The organism is Corallococcus exiguus (genome assembly GCF_009909105.1).
Lineage (GTDB): Bacteria > Myxococcota > Myxococcia > Myxococcales > Myxococcaceae > Corallococcus > Corallococcus exiguus.
In genome coordinates, this window is sequence record NZ_JAAAPK010000007.1 from 460,744 (window position 1) to 487,113 (window position 26,370).

Annotated in this window: 17 protein-coding genes; 11 read left to right on the top strand and 6 right to left on the bottom strand. The window is 67.7% G+C overall.

Features of this window, described 5'->3' with window-relative positions:
* The first annotated feature begins 6 nt into the window (after positions 1 to 6).
* The gene (locus GTZ93_RS26300) at positions 7 to 681 is read left to right on the top strand and encodes a response regulator (protein WP_120574862.1); all 675 of its coding nucleotides are present in this window, start codon (positions 7 to 9) and stop codon (positions 679 to 681) included.
* Positions 678 to 1,811 carry a sensor histidine kinase gene (locus GTZ93_RS26305; protein ID WP_139915278.1) on the top strand — a complete coding sequence of 378 codons (1,134 nt, stop codon included), beginning with the start codon at positions 678 to 680 and terminating at the stop codon, positions 1,809 to 1,811. The genes GTZ93_RS26300 and GTZ93_RS26305 overlap by 4 nt, the downstream gene beginning before the upstream one ends.
* Here the strand turns inward: GTZ93_RS26305 and GTZ93_RS26310 are convergent.
* Entirely contained in the window at positions 1,726 to 3,210 is a 1,485-nt protein-coding gene (locus tag GTZ93_RS26310) for a glycosyltransferase family 39 protein (protein WP_161663062.1), read from the bottom strand. The two genes, GTZ93_RS26305 and GTZ93_RS26310, sit on opposite strands and share 86 nt — an antisense overlap.
* Before the next feature lie 296 nt (positions 3,211 to 3,506).
* Between GTZ93_RS26310 and GTZ93_RS26315 the strand changes: the two genes are divergently transcribed.
* A complete protein-coding gene (locus GTZ93_RS26315) occupies positions 3,507 to 3,983 on the top strand; it encodes a CYTH domain-containing protein (protein WP_139915280.1) in 477 nt (158 codons plus the stop codon).
* 174 nt (positions 3,984 to 4,157) lie between these two features.
* Here GTZ93_RS26315 and GTZ93_RS26320 read toward each other — a convergent pair whose 3' ends face one another.
* The 3 genes from GTZ93_RS26320 to GTZ93_RS26330 are packed head-to-tail and all read right to left on the bottom strand — an operon-like array spanning position 4,158 to position 6,918.
* The gene (locus tag GTZ93_RS26320) at positions 4,158 to 5,753 is read right to left on the bottom strand and encodes a caspase family protein (RefSeq protein WP_161663063.1); all 1,596 of its coding nucleotides are present in this window, start codon (positions 5,751 to 5,753) and stop codon (positions 4,158 to 4,160) included.
* Entirely contained in the window at positions 5,750 to 6,442 is a 693-nt protein-coding gene (locus GTZ93_RS26325) for a hypothetical protein (RefSeq protein WP_161663064.1), read from the bottom strand. The genes GTZ93_RS26320 and GTZ93_RS26325 overlap by 4 nt, the downstream gene beginning before the upstream one ends.
* The gene (locus GTZ93_RS26330) at positions 6,439 to 6,918 is read right to left on the bottom strand and encodes an RNA polymerase sigma factor (protein WP_161663065.1); all 480 of its coding nucleotides are present in this window, start codon (positions 6,916 to 6,918) and stop codon (positions 6,439 to 6,441) included. The genes GTZ93_RS26325 and GTZ93_RS26330 overlap by 4 nt, the downstream gene beginning before the upstream one ends.
* Positions 6,919 to 7,063: 145 nt before the next feature.
* Here GTZ93_RS26330 and GTZ93_RS26335 point away from each other — a divergent pair, with 145 nt between their 5' ends.
* The gene (locus GTZ93_RS26335) at positions 7,064 to 9,460 is read left to right on the top strand and encodes a TonB-dependent receptor (protein ID WP_139915283.1); all 2,397 of its coding nucleotides are present in this window, start codon (positions 7,064 to 7,066) and stop codon (positions 9,458 to 9,460) included.
* Between the two features lies 1 nt (position 9,461).
* Complete coding sequence (locus GTZ93_RS26340) at positions 9,462 to 10,748, top strand: hypothetical protein (protein ID WP_139915284.1); 1,287 nt, start codon at positions 9,462 to 9,464, stop codon at positions 10,746 to 10,748.
* Between the two features lie 85 nt (positions 10,749 to 10,833).
* Here the strand turns inward: GTZ93_RS26340 and GTZ93_RS26345 are convergent, their stop codons facing one another.
* Positions 10,834 to 11,547: a LysM peptidoglycan-binding domain-containing protein gene (locus GTZ93_RS26345; RefSeq protein ID WP_139915285.1), complete on the bottom strand. Its 714-nt coding sequence runs from the start codon at positions 11,545 to 11,547 to the stop codon at positions 10,834 to 10,836.
* An 820-nt stretch (positions 11,548 to 12,367) separates the two neighbouring features.
* Here GTZ93_RS26345 and GTZ93_RS43435 point away from each other — a divergent pair.
* From GTZ93_RS43435 to GTZ93_RS26365, 3 genes are all read left to right on the top strand, one after another.
* A complete protein-coding gene (locus GTZ93_RS43435; protein WP_161663066.1) occupies positions 12,368 to 12,565 on the top strand; it encodes a tetratricopeptide repeat protein in 198 nt (65 codons plus the stop codon).
* A gap of 621 nt (positions 12,566 to 13,186) precedes the next feature.
* On the top strand, positions 13,187 to 17,236 hold the full coding sequence (locus GTZ93_RS42470) for an annexin (protein WP_261778855.1): 4,050 nt from the start codon (positions 13,187 to 13,189) through the stop codon (positions 17,234 to 17,236).
* 27 nt (positions 17,237 to 17,263) lie between these two features.
* Positions 17,264 to 18,070, top strand: a complete 807-nt coding sequence (locus GTZ93_RS26365) for a hypothetical protein (protein ID WP_161663067.1) — start codon at positions 17,264 to 17,266, stop codon at positions 18,068 to 18,070.
* Positions 18,071 to 18,095: 25 nt separating this feature from the next.
* Here GTZ93_RS26365 and GTZ93_RS26370 read toward each other — a convergent pair whose 3' ends face one another.
* The gene (locus GTZ93_RS26370; RefSeq protein WP_139915287.1) at positions 18,096 to 18,389 is read right to left on the bottom strand and encodes a hypothetical protein; all 294 of its coding nucleotides are present in this window, start codon (positions 18,387 to 18,389) and stop codon (positions 18,096 to 18,098) included.
* 144 nt (positions 18,390 to 18,533) lie between these two features.
* Here GTZ93_RS26370 and GTZ93_RS26375 point away from each other — a divergent pair, with 144 nt between their 5' ends.
* The 3 genes from GTZ93_RS26375 to GTZ93_RS26385 form a co-directional block, all read left to right on the top strand.
* Positions 18,534 to 21,635, top strand: coding sequence for a S8 family peptidase (locus tag GTZ93_RS26375; RefSeq protein WP_139915288.1), 3,102 nt, complete (start codon positions 18,534 to 18,536; stop codon positions 21,633 to 21,635).
* Between the two features lie 289 nt (positions 21,636 to 21,924).
* The gene (locus tag GTZ93_RS26380; protein ID WP_167548385.1) at positions 21,925 to 25,026 is read left to right on the top strand and encodes a protein kinase domain-containing protein; all 3,102 of its coding nucleotides are present in this window, start codon (positions 21,925 to 21,927) and stop codon (positions 25,024 to 25,026) included.
* Between the two features lie 424 nt (positions 25,027 to 25,450).
* A partial coding sequence (locus GTZ93_RS26385; protein WP_161663069.1) for a protein kinase domain-containing protein occupies positions 25,451 to 26,370 on the top strand: 920 nt, incomplete at its 3' end.

Consider the following 26,370-nt stretch of genomic DNA (forward strand, 5'->3'; position numbering starts at 1 on the left):
CCCATCGTGTCCATCCTCATCGTCGAAGACGAACTGCGGGTCCGCGCCTTCATCTCCCGGGGCCTCACGGAAGAGGGCTTCCGCGTGCGCGAGTGCGTGGACGGCGTGCACGCCCAGGAGCTGATGCGCCACGAGCGCTTCGCGCTCATCATCCTGGACTGGATGCTGCCCGGCATGTCCGGACTGGACGTGCTGCGGGCGCTGCGCGCGAAGCAGGACATGACGCCCATCCTCATGCTCACCGCGAAGGACGCGGTCGCGGACCGCATCAGCGCGCTCAATGCCGGCGCGGACGACTACCTCATCAAGCCCTTCGCCTTCGATGAGCTGCTGGCGCGCCTCCGAGCCATCCTCCGCCGCGTCGACAACCGCGCCACGCCCCTGCTGAGCCACGCGGACCTGACCATGGACCCCACCACGCGGAAGGTGGTCCGGGCCGGCGTGGAGATTCCGCTGACCGCGCGGGAGTACGCGCTGCTGCAATTCCTGCTCGAGCACGCGGGCGAGGTCCTGTCCCGGACCCGCATCGTGCAGGCTGTGTGGGAGCACGACTTCGAGACCTTCTCCAACGTCGTGGAGGTCTACATCCGCTACCTCCGGGCCAAGGTGGACACGCCCTTCCCCACCAAGCTCATCCACACCGTGCGCGGCGTGGGCTACGTGCTCCGGAGCCGCGCATGAGGCGCCCGCGTTCGCTCCGCGCCCAGCTGACCTACTTCTTCGCCGGCTCCGTCCTGGGGACCACGCTCCTCTACGGCGTGCTGGTGACGGTGGTGCTGGCCACCAGCGAGTACTTCCAGCACGCCGAGAACCCCAGCCTGTGGTTGCACGAGGGAATCTTCGACGAAGCGCTGCAGGCACTGGGCGCCATCGTCTTCAGCATGCCCATCGCGGTGGTGGGGTCCATCGTTATGGGCGGCGCGCTGGCCCGAAAGGCGTTGGCGCCGCTGCGTGAAGCCCGTGACCGGGTCCGCGCCGCGCGGGCCTCGGAGCTGGACCTGTGCCTGCCCGACCGGGGAACCGGTGACGAGTGGGACACCCTGGCGGGGACCCTGAACGAGCTGCTCTCGGACGCCCGCGCTTCGCTCGTGCGCATCCGCTCCTTCACCTCCGACGCGGCGCACGAGCTGCGCACGCCGCTCACCATCATCATGGGCGAGACGGAGGTCAGCCTGCGCAGAGACAGGACGCCGGAGGAGTACCGCCGCACGCTGGCCATCGTGCTCGACGAGACGCGCCAGCTCAGCCTCCTGGTGGATGCGCTGCTCCAGCTGGCGCGCGCGGATGCAGGTACCCAGGTCATCACCCTGGAGCCCGTGGAGCTGCACGCCCTGGCGCGGCAGTCTCTTCAGCGCACGGAGCAGCTGCTGGCGGCGCAGTCCCGGAGCCTGACGCTGGAGCTGACGGGCGACCCCACGCAGGTCCGGGGCAATCCGGTCCTGTTGAGCCACGTGCTGGACAACCTGCTCTCCAATGCGTGCCGCTACGCTCGCGAGCGCATCCGCCTGGAGCTGGAAGCAACGGACACCGGCGTCCGCGTCACCGTGGGGGATGACGGCAAGGGGGTGGACGCCGGCTTCGAGGCCCGGCTCTTCCAGCGCTTCGCCCGGGCGGACGCATCGCGGCAGGGCGAGGGCACCGGCCTGGGGCTCGCGGTGTCGCGGACCATCGCCGAGGCGCATGGCGGCACGCTCGACTACTCGAGGGTCGACGGCGAAAGCCGTTTCATCTTGCGCCTCCCGAAGCCGGAAGTGTCTGACGGGCCGCCACTTCCGGCCGAGCATGCCAGCGCTGACATGTCCACAGCCTGAAGGTCGTCACCGGCCGCTCGCCGCGGTGCACCGTCACGGAGGGCAGCTCACGCACCGCCGCGCAATGCGCGTCCAACCTCGCCGCCGCGTCGCGCAGCGGCTGGCGCAGGTCCGCGACGATGAGGGCGTCCGCGCCGGGTCGCACCCGGTCCAGCCAGAAGCCATACGCCAGCCCGTCGCCGCCCAGCGCGGAGTCGGACTGGGTCTCCGGGTGGTCGGGCAGGTAGTACGCCAGCTCGCTTGCCGTCTTGTAGCCCCAGCCCACCACCATCGGCGCGGGGGTGCCGGCCGCCTCGCGGTGCCGTTGCACGGCTTCGGCCAGCTCATGCCAGCCGCTCACCAGGTTGTCGCGCTCACGAAAGGGAATCCACGGGCAGAGCGGCATCAGATACATGCCGGTCATCAGCACTGCGCCCACGCCCACGCTCAGCGCCGCGTAGCCGCGCACGGCCCGGTGCTCGCGCAATGCCCAAGCACCCGCGGCGGCGGCCACCATCAGGCCCAGGTACGCGGGGGCCACCCAGTTCATCTTCACCCAGTGCAGGGGGCTCACCAGGGTGAACAGGGCGAGTCCCGGCACGCTGGCGAAGGCCAGCAGCCGCGCGCGGTCATCTCCCCTCCACGCCTGGCGCACAAGGACGCCCGCGGTCAGCAGCAGCGCCAGGTAGAGCAGCGGCCCCACGGCCACCGCCTGCAGTCCCAGGTAGCGGCCCACGAGGTATCCATGGAAGCCATCCACCGTCCGGGCGCGGCCGGTGGTCTGGAACGCGAAGGAGGCCCAGGCATGCGCGTGGTTCCAGAGCAGCACCGGTGAGAACACCGCGAACATGAGGAGACACGCGGCGTAGGGATGCGGGGTGCGCAGGGCCTCTCGGCCCCGCCGTGTCACCAGCGCCGTGCCCAGCACCTGGAGCGGCAGCAGCGCGGCGGTGTACTTCGACAGCAGCGCGCCCCCGCAGAACACGCCCAGCAGATACCAGCGCCAGCCCAGGCGCCCGGGGCCCTGTCCATCCGGCAGCACCACTTCACAGAGCACGCGCAGCGCTGCGGCCCAGAACAGCACGAGCGGGACATCCGGCGTCATCACCACCGCCCCCAGGCCGAAGAGGACCGTGGCGTTCGCGGCGACCGCCGTCAGCACCCCGACCGCGGGCGAGTACAACCGCTTGCCGAGTGAATACAGGACACCGCCAAGCAATGCCGAGGACAGGATGGCGGGCAGGCGCAGCGCGAGCTGCGAGTCCCCCAGGAGCCGGACGGACAATGCCATCCACCAGGCGCACATCGGAGGATGGTCCAGATAGGACAGGTCCAGGTGGCGCGTGTATTGCCAGTAATAGGCCTCCTGCGGTGCCAGCTCCACCTGTCCCGCGTAGAGCATCCGCACGAGCACGAGCATCAGGGTCGCCCCCAGGCCCCATGGCCACCCACGGGGATGGGCGGCTCCTCCGGGCGTGCTCGGCATCTGGCGTCCTTTCGCCCCGATGGCACCCGGACAACCATGCTCCGAGGCACGGGGACGTATTGACTCATGCCTGACACGGCGGGCTGTGTCCGCGAGCCAATGCATCCCTGAGAGACTTTTCATCGCCACCTCATCTTCGGCGTGGAATCCACGCGCGGTTGTCAGCGAATGAGAGCGCCCTCATCCCCAACCCCATGCGGATCTCATCGGTGTTCACCAAGATGCGCCCCATGCATGAGGTGGAACTCAAGAGCGTCGTGGACGACCTGGCGCTGCGCCGCCGGCACGTCGAGGGCGCGGGCGGACGACTGCGCTTCGCGGGGACGATGATGGATCGGTACTACACGCTCGACACACGTCCAGACAGCGGAGCCGGACGGCTGCGGGTCCGCACCTACCAGGCACCGGCGGGCGGCTGGACGGAGTTGACGTGGAAGGGCAGCGCCCGTCTGGAGCGTGGCTACAAGGTGCGCGAGGAGTTGAACACCCGGGTGGAGGATGAAACGACGCTGCGGGAGATCCTCGAGCGCACGGGTTTCGCGATGAGCGAGTACATCACTCGGGAGATCGCCTGGTACATGTTCGGCGGCGCCAGCGTGCCAGAGTGGACTGACTGCTCCTCGGAAGGCGGGCGCTGGTCCTCGACGTCCCCAGGTCGAACTGTTCATCTTTGGCACGCGAATCGTTGCAGCGGCAGAGTTGGTTGAGCAGCCGGAGTTGCGCACGGCGATGGCTGCTTGTGGAGGGAAGGCAATGGATAAGAGTCTGACGAGTCTGCGCGAGTAGTTCAGCCCGCGTTCCCGGACCCCCTCGGGAATGAAGGCGCATCCTCCGCGCTGCATCCCTTTCGTCCCTGCCAGGCGTTGGGCGCGGCGACCGGTTCAGAACGCGACGCCGGCCGCGACCCGGTAACTCGAGGAGAATCCCAGCTGCGGCCGGCGCGAGCCGAGCGCGGTCTTGACGGGGTTCGGCTCGAAGCTGGAATCCAGGTCCCCGCCCGTCGAGACGACGTAGCCCACGCCCACGCCCAGGGACAGCACGAGCCGGTTCCAGAACAGAAGCGTGTAGCCCACGTCGAGCCCCTGGTGCAGCGTGAAGATCGTACTGCCCCCGTCGGAGCCCACGTCGAACCCCACGGCACTCGCGCCCACCTTCCAGCCGACGAAGAGCCCCGCCGGGGCATTCCCGAAGAGGTGGTAGTGGGCGCCCACGTCGAGCCCCGCCATCCTGAGTTTCCGGTCGCCCGTCTCCTGCCAGTACATGGGCTCGAGCGTGAACGACCAGGAAGGGGACAGTGCCTGCGCGTACTCCAGGTGGAACATCACCTCGAACGCGAGCGACAACGGATGGAGCATCAGCAGCCGGTGCGGCGTGCCCGTGTCCCAGGTCGTGGCGGAGCTGTCGAGCCCCTTGGACACGATGGAGGAGAAGCTCGCTGGAACCATCTGCTCTTCGTCCAGGAGGAGAGACTGCGCGGCCTGGACGCTGAACTCGCGCACGGCCGGGCGGGCCGGATCCTTGCGCACCAACAGGTAGCGCCCCGGACGCAGGGACATCCGCACCTGCCGCTTGCCCTCGGGCAGCTCGACGACGCTCTTCCCCGTCGAGCCGAGCACCACCTCCAGCGGCCCCCAGCGCTGGAGCAGCATGACGATGCTACCGCCCGAGTCCACGTGCGTGAGGGCCAGGTCCTCGCGCCCCCGGAGATTCATGTCGAAGCTGGGGTGCTGCAAGCGCTCCGCGAACACCGCCGTGTCGCGGATGGTGAGCTGCTTCGCATAGGTGAAGGCCTCGACGAGAGACACCTCGCCATCCCCGGCGACATCGGCGGCGCCGCGCAGCCCCGCCACCAGATGGTGGGTGAAGAACGAGCCCTCCAGGGCCTCCGTCTCGTGGGCATTCTCCAGGCCGGAGCTGGAGGCGATGAGCACCGAGCCCGTGCTCTGCACGCGCAGGGGGACCTCCAGCGCGAAGGGTGCCTCCGCGTGAAGCCCCTTGGCCTGGGTCCACCCGCCGCCACGGCACGCATCGATGATGCCCACCCGCACCGTGGCGTCCGGACTCTCGATGCGCTGCTTCAGCGCGGTGAACAGGAGCGGAGCGCCCTGGGGATACAGGGCCTGCTGGTCCGCATGGCCCGAGTAGTAGAACAGCAGCAGCGTGTCCCCGGACGCCGAGCGCAGGCTCGCGAGCTGCTGGTCGAGCGCCGCGAGGATCGCCTCGGGGGCGGGGTCCAGCAACAGCACGACGTCCTCCGCGCGGAACTCCCCCACCTGGGAGAGGACGTCCGCCACCCGCCGTGCGTCGTCGTGCGCATAACGCAGGGCGGCCCGGCCGAGCACGGCCGCGTTGGAGCCCACGATGACGGCCATCCGCCTCGACGCGGGCGGAGTGGCACGCTCCTCCCCGGCCCGGGCCGTGGCGGCCATCAGCCACGAGACCATGACGAAGAGGCACGCACGGGTGAATCCACTCATGGCGGGGGGCTCTTGGGGAGGCGCAACTCGGTGGTCCAGAGCTTCGCGGTCCGGGGCGCTTCGGAGAAGAGCGCCTCGGCCTGGGACGCGGGCAGCGGCTCCCCACTGAACAGGATGCGCAGGGTCTCCTCGCCGCCGGCCCCGTCCACCCGCCAGCTCGTGGGCAGCGCCGTGTCCCGCTCCGAGGAGAGCGGGCCCTCGAAGAGCACCATCCACCCCGCCGGCCCCTCCGGCGCGCGCGCGGCCACCGTCACGTACCGGTGCGCCCCGGAAGAGACCTGCAGCCGGATGCGGTCCTCCGGCGCGAGCGGCGTCCGCCCATCCCAGAGGAAGACCCGGTCGCCGCGCTTGATGTGGACGGCGACAGAGGGTGCGCCCTTGGGGCCCTGGTACTCCGTCTCCTCCGCGCCCCGGGTCCTCGGGACGAACAGGAGGACCAGACACCCCAGCGCGGCGGTGGCCAGCAGGGGCAAGCCCCAGCGCATCCATTCCAGCCGCCTCGTCGCACGGAGCGGCTCGGTCCCGAGCGCCCGCGCCCACGCGGGCACGGGTTCCGGCCGCGTCACGCGCTCGAGGTAGGCACCACACTCGGCGCAGGTCTCGAGGTGTTGCGCGAGCGACGGGCTGGGGGAGCCGAGCGCCGCGCGGTCCAGCTCGATGAAGGAAGGATGCCGCGGGGTCGTCGTCATGGTCCGAGCGTCCTTCTCAGATGCTCCACCTGCGCATCGAGCCGCTGGAGGAGCCTCCGCACCGTGCGCTCGGACACCTGGAGCACCTCGGCGATCTCCTGCTGCGTCAGTCCATCCAGCCGGTTCATCAAGGCGGCCTCCAGTGCATCCGCGGGCAGGTGCCGCGCATAGGCTTCCAGTTCCTGGCGCCGCCGCAGCGTGGCCTCCGCGGAGCGTTCATCCATCAGCTCCCCCGAGGAACGCGGCGGCGTGCTCCGGCGCTGACGGAGCCGGTCCACGGCCAGGTTCGTGCTGGTCCGGTAGATCCACGCGGTCGCATGGCGGGCGTCCTTCGCCCGGAGCCCCGTCCTCCACATCCGGATGAAGGTCTCCTGCGCGACGTCCTCCGCCTCGTCGGAGTCCCCCAGCATCCGGCGGCACTTCTCCCGGATGAGCGGAAAGTAGCGGAGGTAGGCGCTCTGGAGGTCGGTGACCAAGGCTCTTGGGAAGCGCAGGAAAGGGTTTCTGGAGGAAACGAACCGGGGCCCGGAAAGCGGACAGGGAAATCACTTGCGGATTTCCAGGCCGAAGCCTGGCCGGTGGAGAGCACCTGCAACGTTATCCTGGCAGAGGGAGGGATTCATGTCTCGATTGTCATTCCGCCTGAGCGGGTGGGCCTTCACGGTGGGGCTGCTGCTCGCGTCCCCTGCCGCGCTGGCCGAGGAGCCTGCGAAGGCCGCTGCCGAGGCACCGCGGAAGGGACAGGTCCGGGGCACGGTGCGCGCCCGGGGCACCCGCCGTCCCCTGGCCGATGCCGCCGTCCAGGTATGGGGGATGCCGGACGTGGTGCTGCCGGACGCGGAGGGACACTTCGAGCTCCAGCTCCCAGCGGGCACCCACGCCGTCGAGGTGCGTGCCCCGGGCCACAAGCCCGCCTCGTTCCTGGAGACCGTCACCGCGGGCCAGCAGGTCCAGGTCATCTACCGGCTCGACCCCTTGGAGGTGAGCCCGTTCGAGACGGTGGTGCGGGAGGAGCGGCCGCGCACCGAGGTGACGCGCATCAGCCTGCAGGGGCCGGAGCTCCGCGAGGTGCCCGGGACACAGGGGGATCCGTTCCGCGTCATCATGGTGATGCCGGGCGTGGCGAGCCTCGCCTCCGGCCTCGGCTATCCCGTGGTGCGGGGCGGCCAGCCGGCGTCCACGGGCTTCTTCGTCGACGGGGTCCGCCTCCCGATGCTCTACCACCTGATGGTCGGGCCGGCCGTGGTGCAGCCCGAGTTCATCGACTCCCTCGACTTCCTTCCTGGGCCGCCGCCCGTCCAGTACGGGCGGCAGCTCGGCGGCACCGTCGAGGCCCGGCTCTCCCGTCCGCGAGAGGACCGGCTCCATGCCTCGGCCACCCTGGACTTCATCAACAGCGCCGCGTTCCTGGAGGTGCCCCTCGCGTCCACGGGCACCAGCATCAGCGTGGGCGGCCGGATGAGCTACTCGGGACTGCTGAGCACCCTGCTGGTGAACACGCTCTCCGCGCCGGGCACCAAGTCCCTCAGCGCCAGGTTCTGGGACTACCAGGCCCGCGTCGAGCAGCAGGTGGGGCGCGGACGGGTGCGCCTGCTGGCCCTCGGGAGCTCCGATGTCCTGGCCTCGTACGCGCCGGAGGTGGCGGAACCGCTCCCGGAGGTCACGAATGGAGGAGGAGGCCTCACCCGCTTCCACCGGGTGGACCTCCGCGGCCTCCACCCCCTGGCTGGCGGAGAGCTGGAGGTGGGCCTCGCGGTGGGCGCGGACGCGGTGGGCATCTTCTCTGAACGGGGCCCGCCCCGCGTCAGGCTGGGTGAGCTCACCCTGCGTCAGGAAAGCCTCGCGGGACGCCTCCGGTGGACGCGAGCGCTGGGCTCGACGCTGCGGCTCACCGCGGGCGCGGACGTGGAGCAGCGGCGGGGGACCATCGTCGCCACCGGAAGCGAGGCCCCCGCCGGCTCCGAGTACCTCTCCGAGGATGATCCGCTCACCCGCCCCACGTCGGATGCGCGCATGAGCGGCGCCTACGCGGAGCTGCAATGGCACCCGACCGCGCGCTGGACGGTCGTCCCCGGAGTGCGCGCGGATGTCTATCAATTGCTTGGGGAAGCCACCCACACGGCGTTCGAGCCCCGGCTGACGGTGCGCCATGCCCTCACGGAGGCCCTGGTCCTCAAGGGGGGCGCGGGCCTGTTCCACCAGGCCCCCACCGTGCTGCTCCCGCTTCCGGTGATGGACCTGTCCGGCCTCAGGTACGGCCTGCAGGAAGCAATGCAGTTCGACGTGGGGGCCGAGTGGCGGCCCCACACCGCGTGGGAGCTGAGCACCGACGTCTTCTACAATCCCATGCGTCGCACGGTGGAGTTCAGCCTTCAGCAGCTCATCGACCTCCGGCGCCGGGGCGGAGTCGCGGCGGCGGACCCGGCCGGGAGCGGCGAGGCCTTTGGACTTGAGCTGATGGCGCGCCATGCGCCTGCCGGTGACTGGTTTGGCTGGGCGTCCTACAGCTTCCTCCAGAGCCGGCGCCGGGTGCGCATTGAACGCTACGACGACCAGAACAGGATGACGGGCACCTCGTGGGCCACCGTGCCCTTCGCCTTCGAGCAGGCGCACGTCTTCAACGCGGCCATCAGCCGCAAGGTGGGCAGCGGCTACACCCTGGGGGCCGTGGTGCACTTCAACACGGGCCGCCCCGAAACGGGGGAGCTCACGCCCCAGCCCATGCGTCAATCCACGGACAGCGAGGGCAACCCCCGGTGGGTGCGGCGCGAGCGGAGCCAGCCCGGGCGCCTGCCCTCCTTCTGGCGCGTGGATCTGCGCGCCGCCAGGACGTGGACCCTGGACGACCTCATGCTCGAGCTGTCCTTCGACCTGCTCAACGCCTCCTTCCAGAAGGAGGTCTTCTTCTACGAATACACCTCCGAGCAGCCTTCCCCGGACGCACCCTCCACCCTCGTGCGCAAGGCACGGGGCTTCCCCGTCTTCTTCCCCATGCTCGGGCTGAAAGGAAGCTACTGACATGCGCCCCACCCTTCTGTGCGGACTCCTCGTCGTGGGCCTGGGCAGCGGGGGCTGCGAAGCCCAACCTGACTCCCCCCTCTTCTTCTACGGCCTGGCCCGGCGGGTGGACGGCTCGCCCTTTGGACAGACAGCGCTGTCATTGGAGGGGGCACGCCGCGGCACGGTCGCCGACGAGCTGCCCGTCTTCACGCCGTATGACACGGCGACCACGCGCGACAATGGGGCCTTCGTGTTGGAGATCCTCGCGGGGGACATCGCCCCCATCGTGGCGGGAGAGCTGACCTGGCCCCGGTCGACCTTCCGCGACCGCTTCCGGGTGGCGACGCCCCTGGAGGAAGGACGGGCCGCCTTCGTCTCGTTCACCCTGTACGGGACAGGGGACTCCGAGTTGCCGGAGCTGCGTGTCTGGGGCGCCGACCTCGCCTGGAGTGAGACAGCCACCGGACGGGCGCTGACCTTCGCACCGCCCCCGCCCGCGCCCGCGCCGCCCCAGGGCGTGGTGGTCTCAGCGGATGACACCACGCCGTCCCCTGGAGCCCCCAGTGGTGACCTGGTGGACGTCTCGATTCCCAAGCCAGAGCTTCAGCTCCACGGGAAGGAGGGCCTCGTCTGGCACGAGGATGCCGTCACGTCGCCGAGGCTCCTCTCCCCCTGGCTGCTCGAGGACTTCGTCACACCGGAAGTCCAGGTGCGCGCGGTGAGCGCGAACGCCTGGCACCGCGATGCGCTCACGAGTGATGAGGCCTGGCTTCAATTCCGTATCGAATGGCGCAGCGAGCGGCTGCCACTGCCGGAGGGCACGCTGCGCCCACTGAGCCGGGGGGCCAGGTGCCTTCCGGCGCTCGACGCCCCCTGCCCGTTCACGGATGGGCTGCTCACCGAGAAGCGCACCTCCGAGCTGTGGCCACTGGAGACCTCTTCCTACCCGCGTCGCGTGGGCGTCCGCCTGGAGGCGCCAGCCCGCATCTCGCGCGTGGTCATCCGCAACATGGTGACGTACGGACAGGAGGTGGTCGTCGAGGGCAGTGAGGACGGAGTGCAGTGGAGCGAGCTTGCCCGGCGGAAACTTGCTGAGTCATTCACGTCGGGAGTCAACCGGGGTTTCCGAAAGGAGAGCGACGCGGACAGTCCGTGGGACCCGCCTCTTCCGCGGTACGACCACGCCTTCCTCGACATCCCCCTGCCTGGCGGTCCCCAGGTCCAGTACGTCCGCCTGGTTTGCCTGTCGATTCCCCCCTCCGAGGCGGAGGTGACTTCCTTGGCGGAGCTTTCCCTCTTCGAATGAGACGGGTTGGAAGGTCCGCCGGCCCAGCAAAATGACATCCCGCGAGCCAGATGCCCGCAGGGATGTCCTCGCTCTGGGGCGAGCATCAACCGCGGTACTGGTGGATGGACAGGATGGGATAGTTGGCAGGGCCAGTGGTGATCTTCTGCGTCCCATCCTTATTGCGATTGTTCGAACCGATGAACTCAGGCTTTCCATTCTTCCAGCCCGCGAAGATCACCACATGACGATCTTCGGCGCCCGGCCCCGTCTTCATACTCACCACGTCACCCTTCTTCGCATCCTGCAGGGACACGCGCTTGAAATTCTTGTCCTTGTCCAGGTTGTTCTGCAGGCCACTCACCAGATTGCTGTGTTGGCGGTCGGTGATCATCCCCGCCTGTTCCAGGCATGCGGAGACGAAGTTGGCGCAGTTGACCTTGTTGCCAACGCCATTGTCCATGTCCGCGCCGACCCCCTTCTTTTCCAGCTTCAGCGCCCCAGCGTTCTTGCCCTTGTGCTGATTCGCGATTTCGTAGGGGTTGCCCTTGGGGCCCTTCACGCCGCTGGAAGAGGAACCGGCCGAAGGAGCATCGAACGTGGAGCTCTTGTCGCTGGACTTCGTCGAGCCAGCGCCCGACCTCTTGATGGGCGCGTCTTCGAACCCATCCGATTGACCAGGGAGCTTCAGCGTCGCGCCCGACAGGATGTTATTCGCGTTCTTGATCTGCGGGTTCGACTTCATCAGCGCACTGACGGTGGTCTTGTTAACGCTGGCAATGCGAGACAACGTATCACCAGACTTGATCCGGTAGCCCATGCAATACTCCAAGGGAAACATGGAAGCAGGAATGACAGAGACGTCCAACCGCCTCAACACCAACACCCACGGCCAAGCACTTCATTTTCCAGACCGTCTCCAGTGAAGCTCCCACCCGCACCAATGATCGAACCAACATGATCGACCAAGGCCCGAGCGCAAAAGCAACCTTGAGACTGCCGTCTGAGGTTCTTGAGGGAAGCCAGGCCCCAGGATTCAAGGCAGGCCCATTTTTGCTCCTTGCGTGAGGCCCCAGGACACTCCGGGGTCTCGGAGAAAAGAGGGAAAGGCCCGGCCTGCATCCCAAAAAAGTATTCTGAGCACGCGCGGACACGAAGCCACTGTGCTTACCCTAGACCTGGTCGCGGCATCATGCGTGCGTCAAAGCCGCATCAAGACGACCGTCATGGAGGGCAGGCGACGCACAGGACTGCCGGACACCTGCCGATGTTACCCCTCGGCACGACGGCCTGACTCCCACGTACCTCCAGCGTTGCGCCACGTGGCAGGACATGAAGGCGGCGGAGGCCCGACTGGGACCCGGCGAGCAGCTCGCAGACCTCGAGCGCATCCTACGCAGCGCCAGCATGGGAGCAGCTCGCGTCGGCGCTGGACACCATGCGACTCAGTGGCGGACGCTTCGCACCGAGGCCTGCATGGCCACAGACCATGACACCGGGGGTAAATCCTGGCAGACGGCCGCATACCTCGACGCGCGGCTCTGGCGGTTCGCCGCCGTCACCGAGGTACTGGAAAGCCAGATGCGGAGACAGTCAAAAACGCGCACCAATTGACGGCCTCCCTTCAAGGCTTGAATTTCGTGCGCAAGGTTCAGGGGCCGGAAAACCTCCGCACCGCTACCTTCCGCCATCGCCTCGGATGGATTCGATTTGACCAGGGGCGTCTTGCGGAGCGGCTGGAGCTACATCTCCAGGCCATCGAGCAGCGCAAGCGTCTGCTGGGCTCCGACCACCCCATCCTCGTTCGCTCCTACGACACCTCGCCTCGACATACATGAGCCTGGGCCTGCGAGCCGATGCCCGCGAGCAGTTGCTCGCGCACCGAGCCAAGGCTGAAGCAAGACCCGCCCGCGCTGCAAAACCTCCCGGGGCCACCAGCGTCTTCTTCCGGGATTTTTGGGACGCCGGCGGGCCCAGGCCCTCTTTCTCCTCGATTGCAGGGCAGACGCGCATCGACTCGCGCTCGAACACCCATCCAGAGGAGATGTCCCATGGGCTCAGTGAAGGCGGTCGGCGGTTCTGGTGGTGCTCCGAAAGTCGATCCCGCCGAGGCACAGCGCCGCGCGGAGGAGGCCCGGCAGAAGGCGGAGGCGGCGCGGCTCGCCGCCGAGGCCCGGCGCAATGCGGCGACCGAGGCCCGGGACAACCTGACGCAGGCCCAGCGCGACGCGGATGGCGCGCGACGGCAGAAGACCGCGGAGGAGAAGTCCGTCACCGACGCACGCAAGGCCGCAGAGCGGCTGGGGCAGACACCCGCCGAGGCGAAGAAGTCGAAGGAAGCCCTCGCCACCGCGGAGAAGAAGCTCAAGGAGGCCACCAATGCGTCCCTGGCCGCGGCGCAAAAACTCCAGGATGCGGAGGAGAAGGCCGCCCTGGCCGCGAAGAGCGCCGAGGAGGCCATGCTCAAGGCGAACGCGGCGGCCGTCGCGGAATGCAAGACGCCGCCCTATAGCCAGAAGGACATCGACAAGGTCAAGCCGACGAAGAGCGAGCTCGAGTCGGCCTTCGAGGGCACGAGTCGAAAGGCTCAACTGGAGAAGCTGCTGGGCTTGACGGCCCCGCCGCCGCAGGAAGTCATCCAGTCGGCCGGGACGGGCGAAGCGCCTGGGACTCCTTTCAGCGCGAAGGACACGAAGGACGCGTCCCCTGGACCCTTCGGGCAGACGGCCACGGACCCGTCCGCCGCCACCTGGTTCCACCAGCGGCCCGGAGCCAACACAGGGGTGGTGCCTCCCGACGTGGCCCTCGGCAACCCCGTCCCGCCCATGCGGGATGGCAGCTCTCGCGACACCAAGGTCAACGGCCTGGATGTCGCCGCGGACTGGGTAGCCAAGGCCACGCCCACCCTGCGAGCGCGCTCGGAGATGGTGTTCCTCAAGGACTCGCGTCCTGGTGCCGAGGGCCAGTCCGGGCACGTCTTGATTCGCCAAGGGGACCGCGTCATGGACCCCGCCCTTGGCAAGAATTACGACAACCTCCAAGCCTTCCTGAAGGACCAGCCCCACTACCAACCCGCAGGCACCCTCTCCGCGAACGCCGCCGCGAAGATTCTCTCCGCGCCTCCCGGCTCCCCGGAGCGGCAAAAGGCCATCGCGGAGGCAAAGGTTCCAGATTCGCTCCAGCGAATGCTGGTGACGGACTCCGCCCCGTCCACGCCCCAAGCTCAAACCCCTTCCCAGGCACCCTCTTATACCCAGGCCCAGGCGGACCGGGATGCGGCGGCCCTTTTTGACGCCATGGAAGGAGGCGCTACGGGCTGGGGCACGGATGAAGACACCGTTTTCAAGACGCTGGAGGGCAAGTCCCCCGAGCAGATCGACCTCATCCGCAAGGGCTACAAGCGCAACCACGGCAAGGACCTGGATTCCGTCATTCGCGATGAACTGGGCGGAGCGGACGGGAAGCACGCCTTGGCGCTGCTCCAGGGTGACGCGTCCAAGAGCGCCGCGGTGCAGGTCCAGGCGGAGCTGGACGGTGTGTTCGGCTCAAATGAGGACCTGCTCAAGGTGCTGGAGAAGCAGACGCCCGAGCAGCGACAGGACACCGCACAGAAGTTCGCGGAGATGAATGGCGGCCTCAAGCCAGGGCAGTCGGCCCAGGACTTCATGCTGGGCAAGTTGGGGCAGTCGCTCACCCCAGAGCAACTGAACCGGGCCCGCAACATGCTCTCCGCGGGTCAACCCCAGACACCGGAGCAGCGAGACCCACTGGAAGCACAGGCCATCAAGGACGGTCTCAAGCAGGACATGGATGGGCTGGGCACGGACGAGGACCGCATCTTCGAGCGCCTGGAGAAAGCCACCCCGGAGCAGCGCAGAATCCTGGCGCAGGACGAAGCACTCAAGAGTCAGCTGAAGGACGAGCTGGGCCAGGAAGATTACGACCGGGCCATGGGGCTGATCCAGGACAACCCGGCCAAGGCGGATGCGGCCCGCCTCACCAGCGCCATGAATGGCGTCTTCGGCGCGGACGAATCCGGCGTGCGCGCCGTCCTCGAAGGAAAGAAGCCCGATGAGCTGGCCAATCTCAAGGCCGAGTACCAGAAGCTGACGGGCAAGTCCCTGGAGGACGAGATTCGCAAGTGGGGTGGCGCGGACAAGGAGGTGACGCTGCGCCTGCTCAACCCGCCCCAGGAAGGTGACACCCAGGCCCAGGCCGAGGCCGCCGCCGAGAAGCTCAAGCTGGCCGTAGATGGAGCGGGTACCGACGAGGACGCCCTCCGCGATGTGCTGCAGGGCAAGTCCAAGGCGGAGATCAACGACATCTCCGCCGCCTACAAGAGGAAGTATGGGGAGGACCTGCGCTCCAGGTTGGATTCGGAGCTTAGCGGCCGAGACCACCTGGAGCTGCTCGAGCACAGCTTCGACCTGGGCGCGGTGGATGACAAGGACCCCAACGCGAACCAGGAACTGGCGCGCCGCCTGCGTGAGCAGCAGGCCAATGAATCTGGCTTTGGAACCTGGCTCCTGGACAACGTCCAGCGGACCGTCAAGGGCGGCGAGTCCGACAACGACAGACTCAACCGGAACCTGAGGGACGCGGAGAAGGCCATCCAGGCCGGCGACACCCAGAATGCCAGCCGCTCCGTCGGGTTCGCCACGGATGACGTGAAGTCGCTGCAGAGCAGCAAGGATTCGCTCGCGGAGGGCGCCGCGACCGCCGCGGTGGCGGTGGCGACCACGTCGGCCGTGGTGCTCTCCGGTGGAGCGGCGACACCGCTGGCCATTGCCGGCTATGCCGCGCTGGGCGCGACCACCCGGGCCGCCACCAACGAACTGATACAGGGTGGCGCCGCGGGCTGGGAGGATGCCGGACGGCAAGCCGTGATTGGCGCCGTCGAGGGCGGAACGGCCGTCCTGCCGGTGACCAAGGGCGCCAGCGTGGCGGCATCGTCCGCGACGAAGGGCGTGACCACGACGGTGGGGAAGGAGGCCGTGGAGAATGCGGTCCTCACGGCCGGGAAGCAGGGCGTCAAGGAAGGCGTGGTCGGTGGAGCGGCTGGCGGCGCCGTGGACGCAGCCACTCGCAGCGAGACGTGGCAGAACGGCCTCGCGGACGGCCTGGGCCAGGTGGCCGTGCAGGCCGGCACGGGGGCCGTCCTCGGCGGGGCCGCCGGAGGACTGACCTCCGCGGGGTTGGCCAAGGGGCTCCAGCCTCGGGAGATTCCCGTGGTGCGCAATCCGGAGCTGACGGGCAGCTCCGTCCGCGTGCGCTATGGGGACAGTCGCCGCGTCCACATCGAGGCAGGCCCCAAGGCCACGCCCGCTCAGATCCAAGCGCACCTCAAGACAGCCCAAACGCTCCAGAAGTACGAGGGGCCCCTTGGACAGGTGCGCCAGCTCCGCGACCGCGCCCTCCAGGCGCTCACCCAGAAGCCGGGCCATGGGACCCAGGGCTTCGAATCGCAGCTCGAGGTGAAGAAGCTCAACGGCCTCATCACCGGGCTGGAAACCATGCAGCGGAAGATTGACGCCCGCCTGCACAGCCTGGACAGCGGCGCCCAGGTACCGACAGCGGCTCAGCGCGTGGCCATTGAGCGCGATTTGGAGAGCTTGCGCACGCAGTTGGCAGAGCACGAGCAGCAGCTCAGCTCGCTGGCCCCGGCTCGCGGCTTCGTCGCAGCCGACGACGGGGCGACAACGCCAAAGACGGCCTTGGAGCAAAAGGCGGACGACGCCGTCAGCAGGATCACCAAGAAAATGGACTTCGAAGGCGACGCATCGGCCCGCGAGCGCCTTGTCGAGGTGTGGATAGAGGCTTTCACGGCTAAAGCCGAAGAATTGTCAAAAACCGGGAAGAAGCCATCAAGGGTAAATGGGGGGACGCCACCGTATGTAGCGAACGAGGCAGTAAGAGAACAAGCCCGAGTCGTGGCAAGAGAGCGTGCCGACCGGGTAATGGGAGACCTGAATCAATGGATCCTCAGCCCCAAAGACCAAGCTGCCCTGGACGCTTTCAATATTGGAGGTCGAGGAGCAGAAGCGAAGCGGCTCGCGCCGCAGTTAAATAATCTGTCGGCTACGGAGCTGAGCACAGCCATAGACCAGGAGCTCAAAGCAGGTCGGGCGCGAAAGCTGGGCGATACCATGCTCCCCGGCAATCCACCCCGACCCCAGGAGGCCTACCTGTTCGGCAACGACACGCTCGTGCGATTCAAGCCCAAAGGAGATAAGCATAGCCCGGATATTCCGAGTTACAGCATCGAGGTCCTCACTGACGGCATTACGGTCCTCCCGAATGGCCCTAATGGCATCCAGGTTAGCGACAACAAGGTCATCAAGCCGTTGGACCAGACCAGCGTGGCATTCAAGATTGGTGTGGACGGCCAACCCGTGCCCAGGGGGCCAGCGGACGTTCAGAACCCATACAACGGCAATGATAACGAGTATCAGTTCAAGGCCTTCGAAAAACAGGTCGCCGACGCTGGACATCTGAGAACCAAGCAGTAGACCGGCTCCCCCATGGAGGCACCTGTGATGAAATTCGAAAGTGCATGGCTCACCCGCACCGACGGTCCGGTCGACGTCGCCGCGATTGAGGCGTACCTCGGCGCCCTCCCCTGGGCCTGGCGAGATCCCGTGAATGGAAAGGATTTCCTCCTCGCCGGGCGCGTGCGGAGCGCCCGTGAAGCACGTGACTGGCGCATCGCCCACCCCACCGAGTTTCCGACCGCTGGCGTGCTGGTCTCTGTCCATCCGGACGGCGTGAGCATCGACCAGCGAGGCCATCCCGAATCCATGGCGCGCGCGCGCGACTTCCTCACCTGGCTGCTGGGGACGGGCAAGTGGCGCGCGCGCACCGAGTTCATCCCCGACATGTCCCTCGCCTCTACCAAGGACCTCTACCCCGGCCCCTTGCCCGCCCAGGCTGACCTGGGTGACGACCCGCTTCAATCGCCCGTCATCGAGGGCGCGCTCACGCGGTGGACCGTCGGCGACCACACCCTGTCAGTGCACTCGAGCGGTATCGTTCAATTTCAGCTTCCCCACGGGGGCGTCGTCGACGCGCGGCTCGCCCAGGCGGAACTCGACGCGTGGAACCGCGCCTCGGACCTGGCTCTCGACGACCTGGACTTCGACGCGCCCGGGGCCACGACCAGCGTGGCGCTCGACCGAGAGACTCCGGAGGGCGAGCAGTCGGCCTGGTTCGACAAGACACGGATTCCGGAGCCGGTGTTCCCGCTCTCACTGCAGGTGACGAAGCTCTTGAGCGCCATGGAGAGCTGGGCGCCCGGGAAACCCGTCCCCGCAGGCTTCGTATCCATCACGCGCAAGCACAGCTGAGCCTACTCGAAACCCGGTCGCTGCGTCATGCCTGCGTCCAGGCCGCCATGGAGCGGAACCTGTCAACGTGAATGAGACCGTGGATTCGCGAGATTACTGCGCAGTCAAGACGTTCGTTGGACTCGACGACCGGGTGCGCAATGCGCGAGGCGATGCCGCGCAGGCGCAGCCCATGCCGGTTCTTCCTTGGTGCAGAGGCCTTGTCGCCATGCAGTTTGGTGGGGCGAAGCCACCACTGGCCTGAAGGCATCCTCACCGCAGGCACGCAGTCCAGAAGCGGGAAGAGTTCGTGCGCGTCGTGCACATTGGCGGCGGTCACGAACTCGGTGAGCGGCAGCCCCTGGGCGTCTACGAGAAGATATGCGGATCTCGGGCCCGTTTCAGGCCCGACCCTTCAATCACGCGCACGGCGTCTATTTCAATCCTGACAAGGGGCCGCGACCCCTCATCCAGAGGAGATGTCATGAGTTCAGGGACAACGGTCGGTGGTGCGGGTGCTCGGGAAGTCGATCCCGCCGAAGCACCGCGCCCCGCGGAGGAGGGTCGGCGGAGGAGCGCTCCATCCCGAGAAGCCCAGGTGGTCCGGACGGTCCTCCTGGTGGGCTCCCTCGTCCTGGGATGTGACGCGCGGACGACTCCACCTCCAGCGCCCGCAGCGTCTCCGGCCCCGGAACATACCCTCGCGCGGACCCAGGTCGAAGGCGAGGTCCTGGTGCGTTTTCGCGATGGCATCCAGGCGATGGAGCAAGACCCTACCCGAGGGTTGAAGGGAGCGCGGGTGCTGCACCGGTTCCGGAAGATGCCCGGGCTCCAGCTCGTGAAGCTTCCCGAGGGCATGAGCGTCGAGCAGGCCCTGTCCCACTACCGCCGCGACCCGCGCGTCGCATTCGCCGAGCCGAATGCCATCTATACGCCCTCCGTGCTCCCCGCGGACCCGCGCTTCCGTGAACAGTGGGGCTTTCACAACACGGGGCAGACGCTGGGCGGCGCGGACATGGACATCAATGCGCCTGAAGCCTGGGAACTCACCCAGGGGAGCGAGGCGGATGTCGTTGCCGTCATCGACAGTGGTGTGGACTTCACGCACCCGGATCTGGCCGACAACATGTGGGTCAACCCCGGGGAGATCGCCGGAAACGGCGTCGATGACGACGGCAATGGCTATGTCGACGACGTTCACGGCATTGATGCCACGGACGAGACGAAGACGCCCATGGATGTCAACGGCCATGGCACGCACGTGGCCGGGACCATCGCCGCGCGCGGCGGAAACGGGCTCGGGGTCGTCGGGGTGAGTCCGCGCACGAAGCTCCTGGCCTGCAAGATCGAGGACGCGGATGGCTTCTTCGCGCTGGATGCGGCGGTCCGTTGCCTCGACTATCTGCTGGACCTGAAAACGCGGGCCCGGCACCCGGTGAACCTCATCGCCTCGAATGCCTCGTGGGGTGGGTCCTTCGCCTCACAGGCGCTCTCGGATGCCATTACCGGGCACCTCCATGCGGGCATCCTCTTCGTGGCGGCTGCGGGCAACCTCGGGATGAACATGGATTTTTGGATGTCGAGCTACCCCGCGGAATTCACCCTGCCCAACATCCTCAGCGTGGGCGCGTCGGATGATTTGGACCGCCGGGCCCGCTTCTCCAACTACGGACACCAGAAGGTGGACATCTTCGCTCCAGGAGTCTCGATCCTGAGCACGGTGCCCGGGGGCGGCCATGCCGTCTTCAGCGGTACGTCCATGGCGGCACCCCATGTCACGGGGCTCGTGGCGCTGCTGCACGCGCAGTCGCCCGAGCGCGATTGGCGGGCCCTCCGCAACCTGGTGCTGAGCGGTGGCCAGGAGGTACCCGCGCTCCGCGACCTCAGCGTCACGGGCCGCCGCATCCGTGCCATCGACACGGGCGGTGGAGGCTCGATGAGTTGCGCGGAACAATCGATGGTCAGACGTCTTGAGCCGTCGGGAGACATCGTCCACAGCGGTTCGGACAGGTGGTATGATTATCAGGAGCGGATGACGCTCGCCGCGCTGAACATCCGCTGTGAGCAGTCAGCGGGTTCCGTGACAGTGCAGCTCAGCATCGCGCCCTGGAGTCTCGTTCTCCTCGACGATGGTCAGGGCGCTGACATGATCGCGGGCGACGGGATTGCCACCGCGGAGTGGGATCCCCCGAGCGCGGGCCCTGTCGTCTTCACCTTTCCCGGTGGCGATTCCTTCACGGCCCATCCCCGGTACTCAGGGACCGCCGACATCTACGACTGGTTTGCCTCCTGGCGGCCTGAGGTACGGAGGGAGGCGTCCTTCCGGGTCGACTTCGTGGGAGATGGGACCCCAGGCCCCTGGGAGGTGCAGTGGGACGCGGACTACGACGGCCACTTCGACGTGGACGCCACGACGAGCGCGCCGGCCACGCCTCATTCGTATACCGAGGTGATCTCCTACACCGCGCTCGTTCCGCCGTCTCCAGAGGCGACGGCGGTGGCTGTGCGGATCATCGACGCGAACGGGAACCCCTCGCACACGGTGCAGGCCGCGCCGAACTTCATTCCGGATCATCCCTCCCCGGTGCGACTGGGCTCGGACGTCCTGGTTCCCCAGGTGCGGCATCCGTTCACGCTTGACGTGGCCTTCCTCGCTCCGGCCTTCTCCGAGCCCTGGACCCTGGAGTGGGACCTGGACCACGACGGGAAGACCTTCCATCCGACGGCCTGGGACTCGATTCCCGTGCCCGAGGAGGAGAATTTCTCACAGGCCCGCGCTCATGCCACCCGGATGCATGTGTTTTCCAGCGCGGGCGTTCACCGGGTGGCGCTGCGCGTCGTGGACAACCTGCAACGTTCCTCGGTCGTGCAGACCTGGGGCGCCGTCGTCGAGTGTGGGCCCCCCGTCATCCTTGACGTGGGCGTGGAGGGCTCTGGGCGGACGGAGCCCGTCACCGCTGGGCTCAGCGCCCGGGCCGAGCCCGGTTGCGAACCCATCCTCCGATATCACTGGGACTTCGACGGGGACGGGACCTTCGACGAGATGACGGCGGAGCCCTCCACACGACATGTGTACCCGGACAACCCGCCTGGCCTTTCCTCTCAGCGGGGCATCGTGCGCGTTGAATCCGCCACGGGATACTTCGACCGAGCCTTCGAGATCCCCATCGAGAATGTCGCGCCCCGGGTGGAGCCCATCCCCGAACAGCTCGTGACGTCGCAGCGGCAGATGACCTACCAGGTCCAGGTCTCCGACCCTGGCGGAGCCGGAGATGCGCTGACATTCTCCGTCGCAGGCGCGCCAGACTGGGTCCAGGTGAGCGTGACGGGACTGCTGTCCTGGGTCAGCCCCTGGGACTGGGTCATTCAGCAAGGCGAGCACCTCCGCTTCGAACTCGTCGTGCGTGATGACGATGGGGCAGAGACGCGCACTCCGGTGGAACTGGTGGCCGCGTATCGTCCTGAGCAATCGCCCGTCGAACCGCGTTCCGACGGCTCGGGTGGTTGCTCGACCACCGGTGGAGCGAGTCCCTCCCTGATCGTGTCCTTGGGGCTCCTGCTGGCGGCACGACGGAGGAAGCGCTGAGCCAGGCGCACGGCCTTCATTTACGTCATGCGGAGCGCGTTCGACGTCTCCTGGCGACGCAACCGCCTGAACGCACCCAGCGTCTGTGCATGAACGCGTCAGTAATAGCCACGGCCCATGACAGCGAAGCACGAACGAGAACACCATCGACTTGCTTCGCCAGCACTTCATGAAAGGGACAAATCTGTCCAAACACTCCCGCGACGACCTCGACGGGGAGATGGCCACACGCTTGAATGCCCCCGGGGCTCTGTCTGGCGAACCGGAACGCTTCGCGGAGTGAGCACACATGCATTCATGTCCACAGGAAGCGACGCTGACGGACTTTCTTGCCGGGCTGCTCTCCGAAGAGCGCCGGACCTCTGTCGTAGCGCACGTGGAAGGCTGTGCGGACTGCCGGTGGGTCCTGGCGGTAGGGGATGGCACCCAGGTCCTGGCCGGTGCTCCGAAGGCCTCCGCACAGGCGTCGTCCCAGCTACTGCTGCCGGGCGACAAGCTCTCCCGGTACGTGGTGCGAGAGCGCATCGGCTCTGGCGCGATGGGCGTCGTGTACGCGGCGGACGACCCGGAGCTGGGACGCCGGGTGGCCATCAAGATGCTGCGCCCCGAGGGACGCCAACGCGAGGAGCTGCGGCAGCGGCTGCTGCGCGAGGCCCAGGCGCTCGCCCGGCTCCGCCATCCCAATGTCGTCACCCTCTACGACGTGGGCACCCATGCGGACGGCGTCTTCCTCGCCATGGAGTTGGTGGAGGGCACCACGCTGGCGGAGTGGATGCGGCAGCCGCGTCCCTGGAAGCAGGTGCTCCGCGTCTTCCTCGAAGCCGGCAAGGGCCTCGCCGCCGCGCACGCCGCGGGCCTGGTGCACCGCGACTTCAAGCCCGCCAACACCCTCCTGAGCAAGGAGGGCCGCGTCTTCGTGACGGACTTCGGCATCGCCGGCCCGCTCCAGCAGGACGAGAGCGCTCCGATCCAGGAGCCCGACAAGGCCCCGGTTGCCTCCATGAAGCACCTCACCCGCACGGGCCAGCTCCTGGGCACGCCCGCCTACATGGCTCCGGAGATCCTGGAGGGCCAGCGCGCGGACACCCACTCCGACGAGTTCAGCTTCTGCGCGGCCCTCCACGAGGCCCTCTTTGGCGTGCGCCCCTTCCAGGGTGCGACACTCCAGGAGCTGGCCCAGGCCGCGCGGCAAGGCCGCATCAGCCCTCCGAAGCGGGAGGTGAAGGTTCCAGCCCGCGTCCGGCGCGCGGTCCTCCGGGGGCTCAGCGCCAACCCCGAGGAGCGCTTCCCCTCCATGGAGTCCCTCCTGGCGGCCCTCGCGCCACGGCCCATCCGGTGGCTTGCGCGGATGATGGCCACCGCGGCCGTGGCTGGAATCCTGGGCACCCTCGCGGCCTACGGAGCGACGGAGGGGAGTCACTGCGAGCAGGAAGTGGAGAAGCTCACGGTGGCCTGGAGCCCCGCGCGACGCGAACGGATCCGCACGGCCTTCCTGTCCACGGGCGCGTCCTACGCCGCGCCAGCATGGGAGCAGCTCGCATCAGTGCTGGACACCCATGCGGCTCAGTGGCGGACGCTTCGCACCGAGGCCTGCATGGCCACAGGCCATGACACCGGCGACAAAGCCTGGCAGACGGCCGCGTGCCTGGACGCGCGGCTCTGGCAGTTCGCCGCAGTGACCGAAGTGATGGAAAAGGCAGATGCGGAGACAGTCAAGAACGCGCACCAATTGACGGCCTCCCTTGAAGGGCTCACCGGCTGCCGGGACACGCCCGGGCTCTCAAGCCGTCCGCAGCCACCGGAAATCCTCCGCCCCCGCGTGGACGAAGTCCGGCGCAAGCTGGCACAGGCCCAAGCGGACCTCGCCGCGCGCCGGCTACACCAGGGGCTTGGCGTGACAGACGCCCTCCTCCAAGAACTCCGAGGCCTTGATTACCGGCCACTGGAGGCGGAGGTGCTCGTGGTCCATGGCGAACTCAACCAACTGCTCGAAAGACGGAAGGAAGCAGAGACGTCCCTCCACCAGGCACTCTGGGCCGCCGAAGCCGGGCATGACGACGAGTCCGCGGCCCGTGCATTGATTCTCCTCGTCTCGGAGGTGGTCGATAGCCATCCGTTCCGTGACGAGGACATGGAGAAGATCATCCGCCACGCCCAGGCAGCCGTGGAGCGACTGGGGCGAGAGCGGTTCCCGGACATCACGGCGGACCTGTACCTCCGCGTGGGGTCGGCGCGGATGGTCCAGGAGAAGCATGCCCAGGCCGAGGCTGAAATCATTCAAGGCTTGAGTTTCGTGCGCAAGCATCAGGGGCCGGAGAACCTCCGTATCGCCATCCTCCTCGATCGACTCGGATGGAGTCGATTACTCCAAGCGCGTCCCGAGGAGGCGCTGGAACTCCATCTCCAGGCCCTTGAGCAGCACAAGCGGCTGCTGGGCTCCGACCACCCCATCCTCGTTGAGTCCTACGACAGCCTCGCCTCGACATACATGAGCCTGGGCCGGAGGGCCGATGCCATCGACGCCTGGCATCGGGCCCTGGCCATCCTCGAGACGTCGGCCACCCCGGAGACTCCTGAACTTGCACGCATGTTCCAGCACCTTGCCAAACCGCTACGCCTTGAGGGACAGCGGGAGGAAGCGTGGACCATGCTCGAGCGGTCGCGCACGATCTTCGAGAGAGTCCTGGGGCCCGACAACCTCAACGTCGTCATGGTGATCCAGCAGCAAGCAGTCATTGCCCTGGAGGCTGGCCGGAACGACGAGGCGCTCCATCTCTCCACACAGGCCGTGGAGCGTGCCCAGCGGGCATTCGGTCCCACCACCACATATGCCACATGGTCGCTGGAGCTCCGCGCCCGGGCACACCTGCTCGCGGGCCGCCATGCCGCGGCTCGGCGCGACCTGCTGGAGGGCCTGGGCCGGCTGGATAAAGAGTCGGACCCGAAAGGTTTCATCACCGCGCGGATACTCCTGAGCCTGGCTCGGGTGGCACTGGTGACCCGGGAGCCCAAGGAGGCTCTTGCGCATTGCGAGCGCGCGCGCGACCTCCTCGGCGAGGTGCCGGTCGCGGGATATCGGAGCGTCGCGGGCGCCCTGACCTGCGCCGGAGAAGCCCACCTCGCCCTGGGGGCAGCCAGCAAGGCGGTGTCGATGCTCGAGCGCGCCCGGCAACTCCAGCGCCAGAACCCTGTGGCCATGGCCCCGGAGATAGCCGCGAAGACCTCGTTTCTGCTGGCCCGAGCGCTTCTTGATACACACACCTCCCCTGACCGGGCGCGCGCGCTCGCGATGGCCGAAGAAGCGCGAGCGGGAATGGAGTCAGCGGGAGCCCGCGGCAAGGATGAGCTTCAACAGATACTGGCCTGGCAGCGACGCATCGGGAAGCGATGATGGAAGTACTGAAGCTGAGATTGAGGCAGTGGCGGGGGAGTCCAGCTCTCATCGACACACATGCAAACCCATGAAGTGAACCTGACAAATCAAAGGGAGACTGGCGCGGCCCATCCTCAGAGGGAGGCCTGGACCACGGTCTTGATTATCCTTTGCCAGACATGGCGAACCGCGCGGCAACAAGGCAGACGCTCGCCCACACAAACCCACCAAACGTCGAGCACCTCTCTTGGGAATCAAGAATTGACTGAGGTGCAGCTCCGCTCCGTGCGCGAGTCAACGCAGGACTGCCCATTCACTCGTGGAGAAAGATAGAATGGCCTAATCTTGCATCCCAAGATTTTCCTGAGGGGGACTCATGCACGAACGAGCACCCACATCCGCTACGTCCGGCGAACCGGAACGCTTCGCGGAGTGAGCACACATGCATTCATGTCCACAGGAAGCGACGCTGACGGACTTTCTTGCCGGGCTGCTCTCCGAAGAGCACCGGAGCTCTGTCCTGGCGCACCTGGAAGGCTGTACGGACTGCCGTTGGGTCCTGGCGGCAGGGAATGACACCCAGGTCCTGGCCGGTGCTCCGAAGGCCTCCGCACAGGCGCCGTCCCAGCTACTGCTGCCGGGCGACAAGCTCTCCCGGTACGTGGTGCGAGAGCGCCTCGGCTCTGGCGCGATGGGCGTCGTGTACGCGGCGGATGACCCGGAGCTGGGACGCCGAGTGGCCATCAAGATGCTGCGCCCCGAGGGACGCCAACGCGAGGAGCTGCGGCAGCGGCTGCTGCGCGAGGCCCAGGCGCTCGCCCGGCTCCGCCATCCCAATGTCGTCACCCTCTACGACGTGGGCACCCATGCGGACGGCGTCTTCCTCGCCATGGAGTTGGTGGAGGGCACCACGCTGGCGGAGTGGATGCGGCAGCCGCGTCCCTGGAAGCAGGTGCTCCGCGTCTTCCTCGAAGCCGGCAAGGGCCTCGCCGCCGCGCACGCCGCGGGACTGGTGCACCGTGACTTCAAGCCCGCCAACACCCTCCTGAGCAAGGAGGGCCGCGTCTTCGTGACGGACTTCGGCATCGCCGGCCCGCTCCAGCAGGACGAGGGCGCTCCGCTCCAGGAGCCCGACAAGGCCCCGGTTGCCTCCATGAAGCACCTCACCCGCACGGGCCAGCTCCTGGGCACACCCGCCTACATGGCTCCGGAGCTCATGGGAGGCCAGCACGCGGACGCCCACTCCGACGAGTTCAGCTTCTGCGTGGCCCTCCACGAGGCCCTCTTTGGCGTGCGCCCCTTCCAGGGTGCGACACTCCAGGAGCTGGCCCAGGCCGCGCGGCAAGGCCGCATCAGCCCTCC

Bases quoted from the DNA above. Each gene is read 5' to 3' on its own strand.
- GTZ93_RS26305 (WP_139915278.1), top strand. From the start codon at position 678: ATGAGGCGCCCGCGTTCGCTCCGCGCCCAGCTGACCTACTTCTTCGCC.
- GTZ93_RS26310 (WP_161663062.1), bottom strand. From the start codon at position 3,210: ATGCTCGTGCTCGTGCGGATGCTCTACGCGGGACAGGTGGAGCTGGCA.
- GTZ93_RS26315 (WP_139915280.1), top strand. From the start codon at position 3,507: ATGCATGAGGTGGAACTCAAGAGCGTCGTGGACGACCTGGCGCTGCGC.
- GTZ93_RS26320 (WP_161663063.1), bottom strand. From the start codon at position 5,753: ATGAGTGGATTCACCCGTGCGTGCCTCTTCGTCATGGTCTCGTGGCTG.
- GTZ93_RS26325 (WP_161663064.1), bottom strand. From the start codon at position 6,442: ATGACGACGACCCCGCGGCATCCTTCCTTCATCGAGCTGGACCGCGCG.
- GTZ93_RS26335 (WP_139915283.1), top strand. From the start codon at position 7,064: ATGTCTCGATTGTCATTCCGCCTGAGCGGGTGGGCCTTCACGGTGGGG.
- GTZ93_RS26340 (WP_139915284.1), top strand. From the start codon at position 9,462: ATGCGCCCCACCCTTCTGTGCGGACTCCTCGTCGTGGGCCTGGGCAGC.
- GTZ93_RS26345 (WP_139915285.1), bottom strand. From the start codon at position 11,547: ATGGGCTACCGGATCAAGTCTGGTGATACGTTGTCTCGCATTGCCAGC.
- GTZ93_RS42470 (WP_261778855.1), top strand. From the start codon at position 13,187: ATGCTCAAGGCGAACGCGGCGGCCGTCGCGGAATGCAAGACGCCGCCC.
- GTZ93_RS26365 (WP_161663067.1), top strand. From the start codon at position 17,264: ATGAAATTCGAAAGTGCATGGCTCACCCGCACCGACGGTCCGGTCGAC.
- GTZ93_RS26375 (WP_139915288.1), top strand. From the start codon at position 18,534: ATGAGTTCAGGGACAACGGTCGGTGGTGCGGGTGCTCGGGAAGTCGAT.
- GTZ93_RS26380 (WP_167548385.1), top strand. From the start codon at position 21,925: ATGCATTCATGTCCACAGGAAGCGACGCTGACGGACTTTCTTGCCGGG.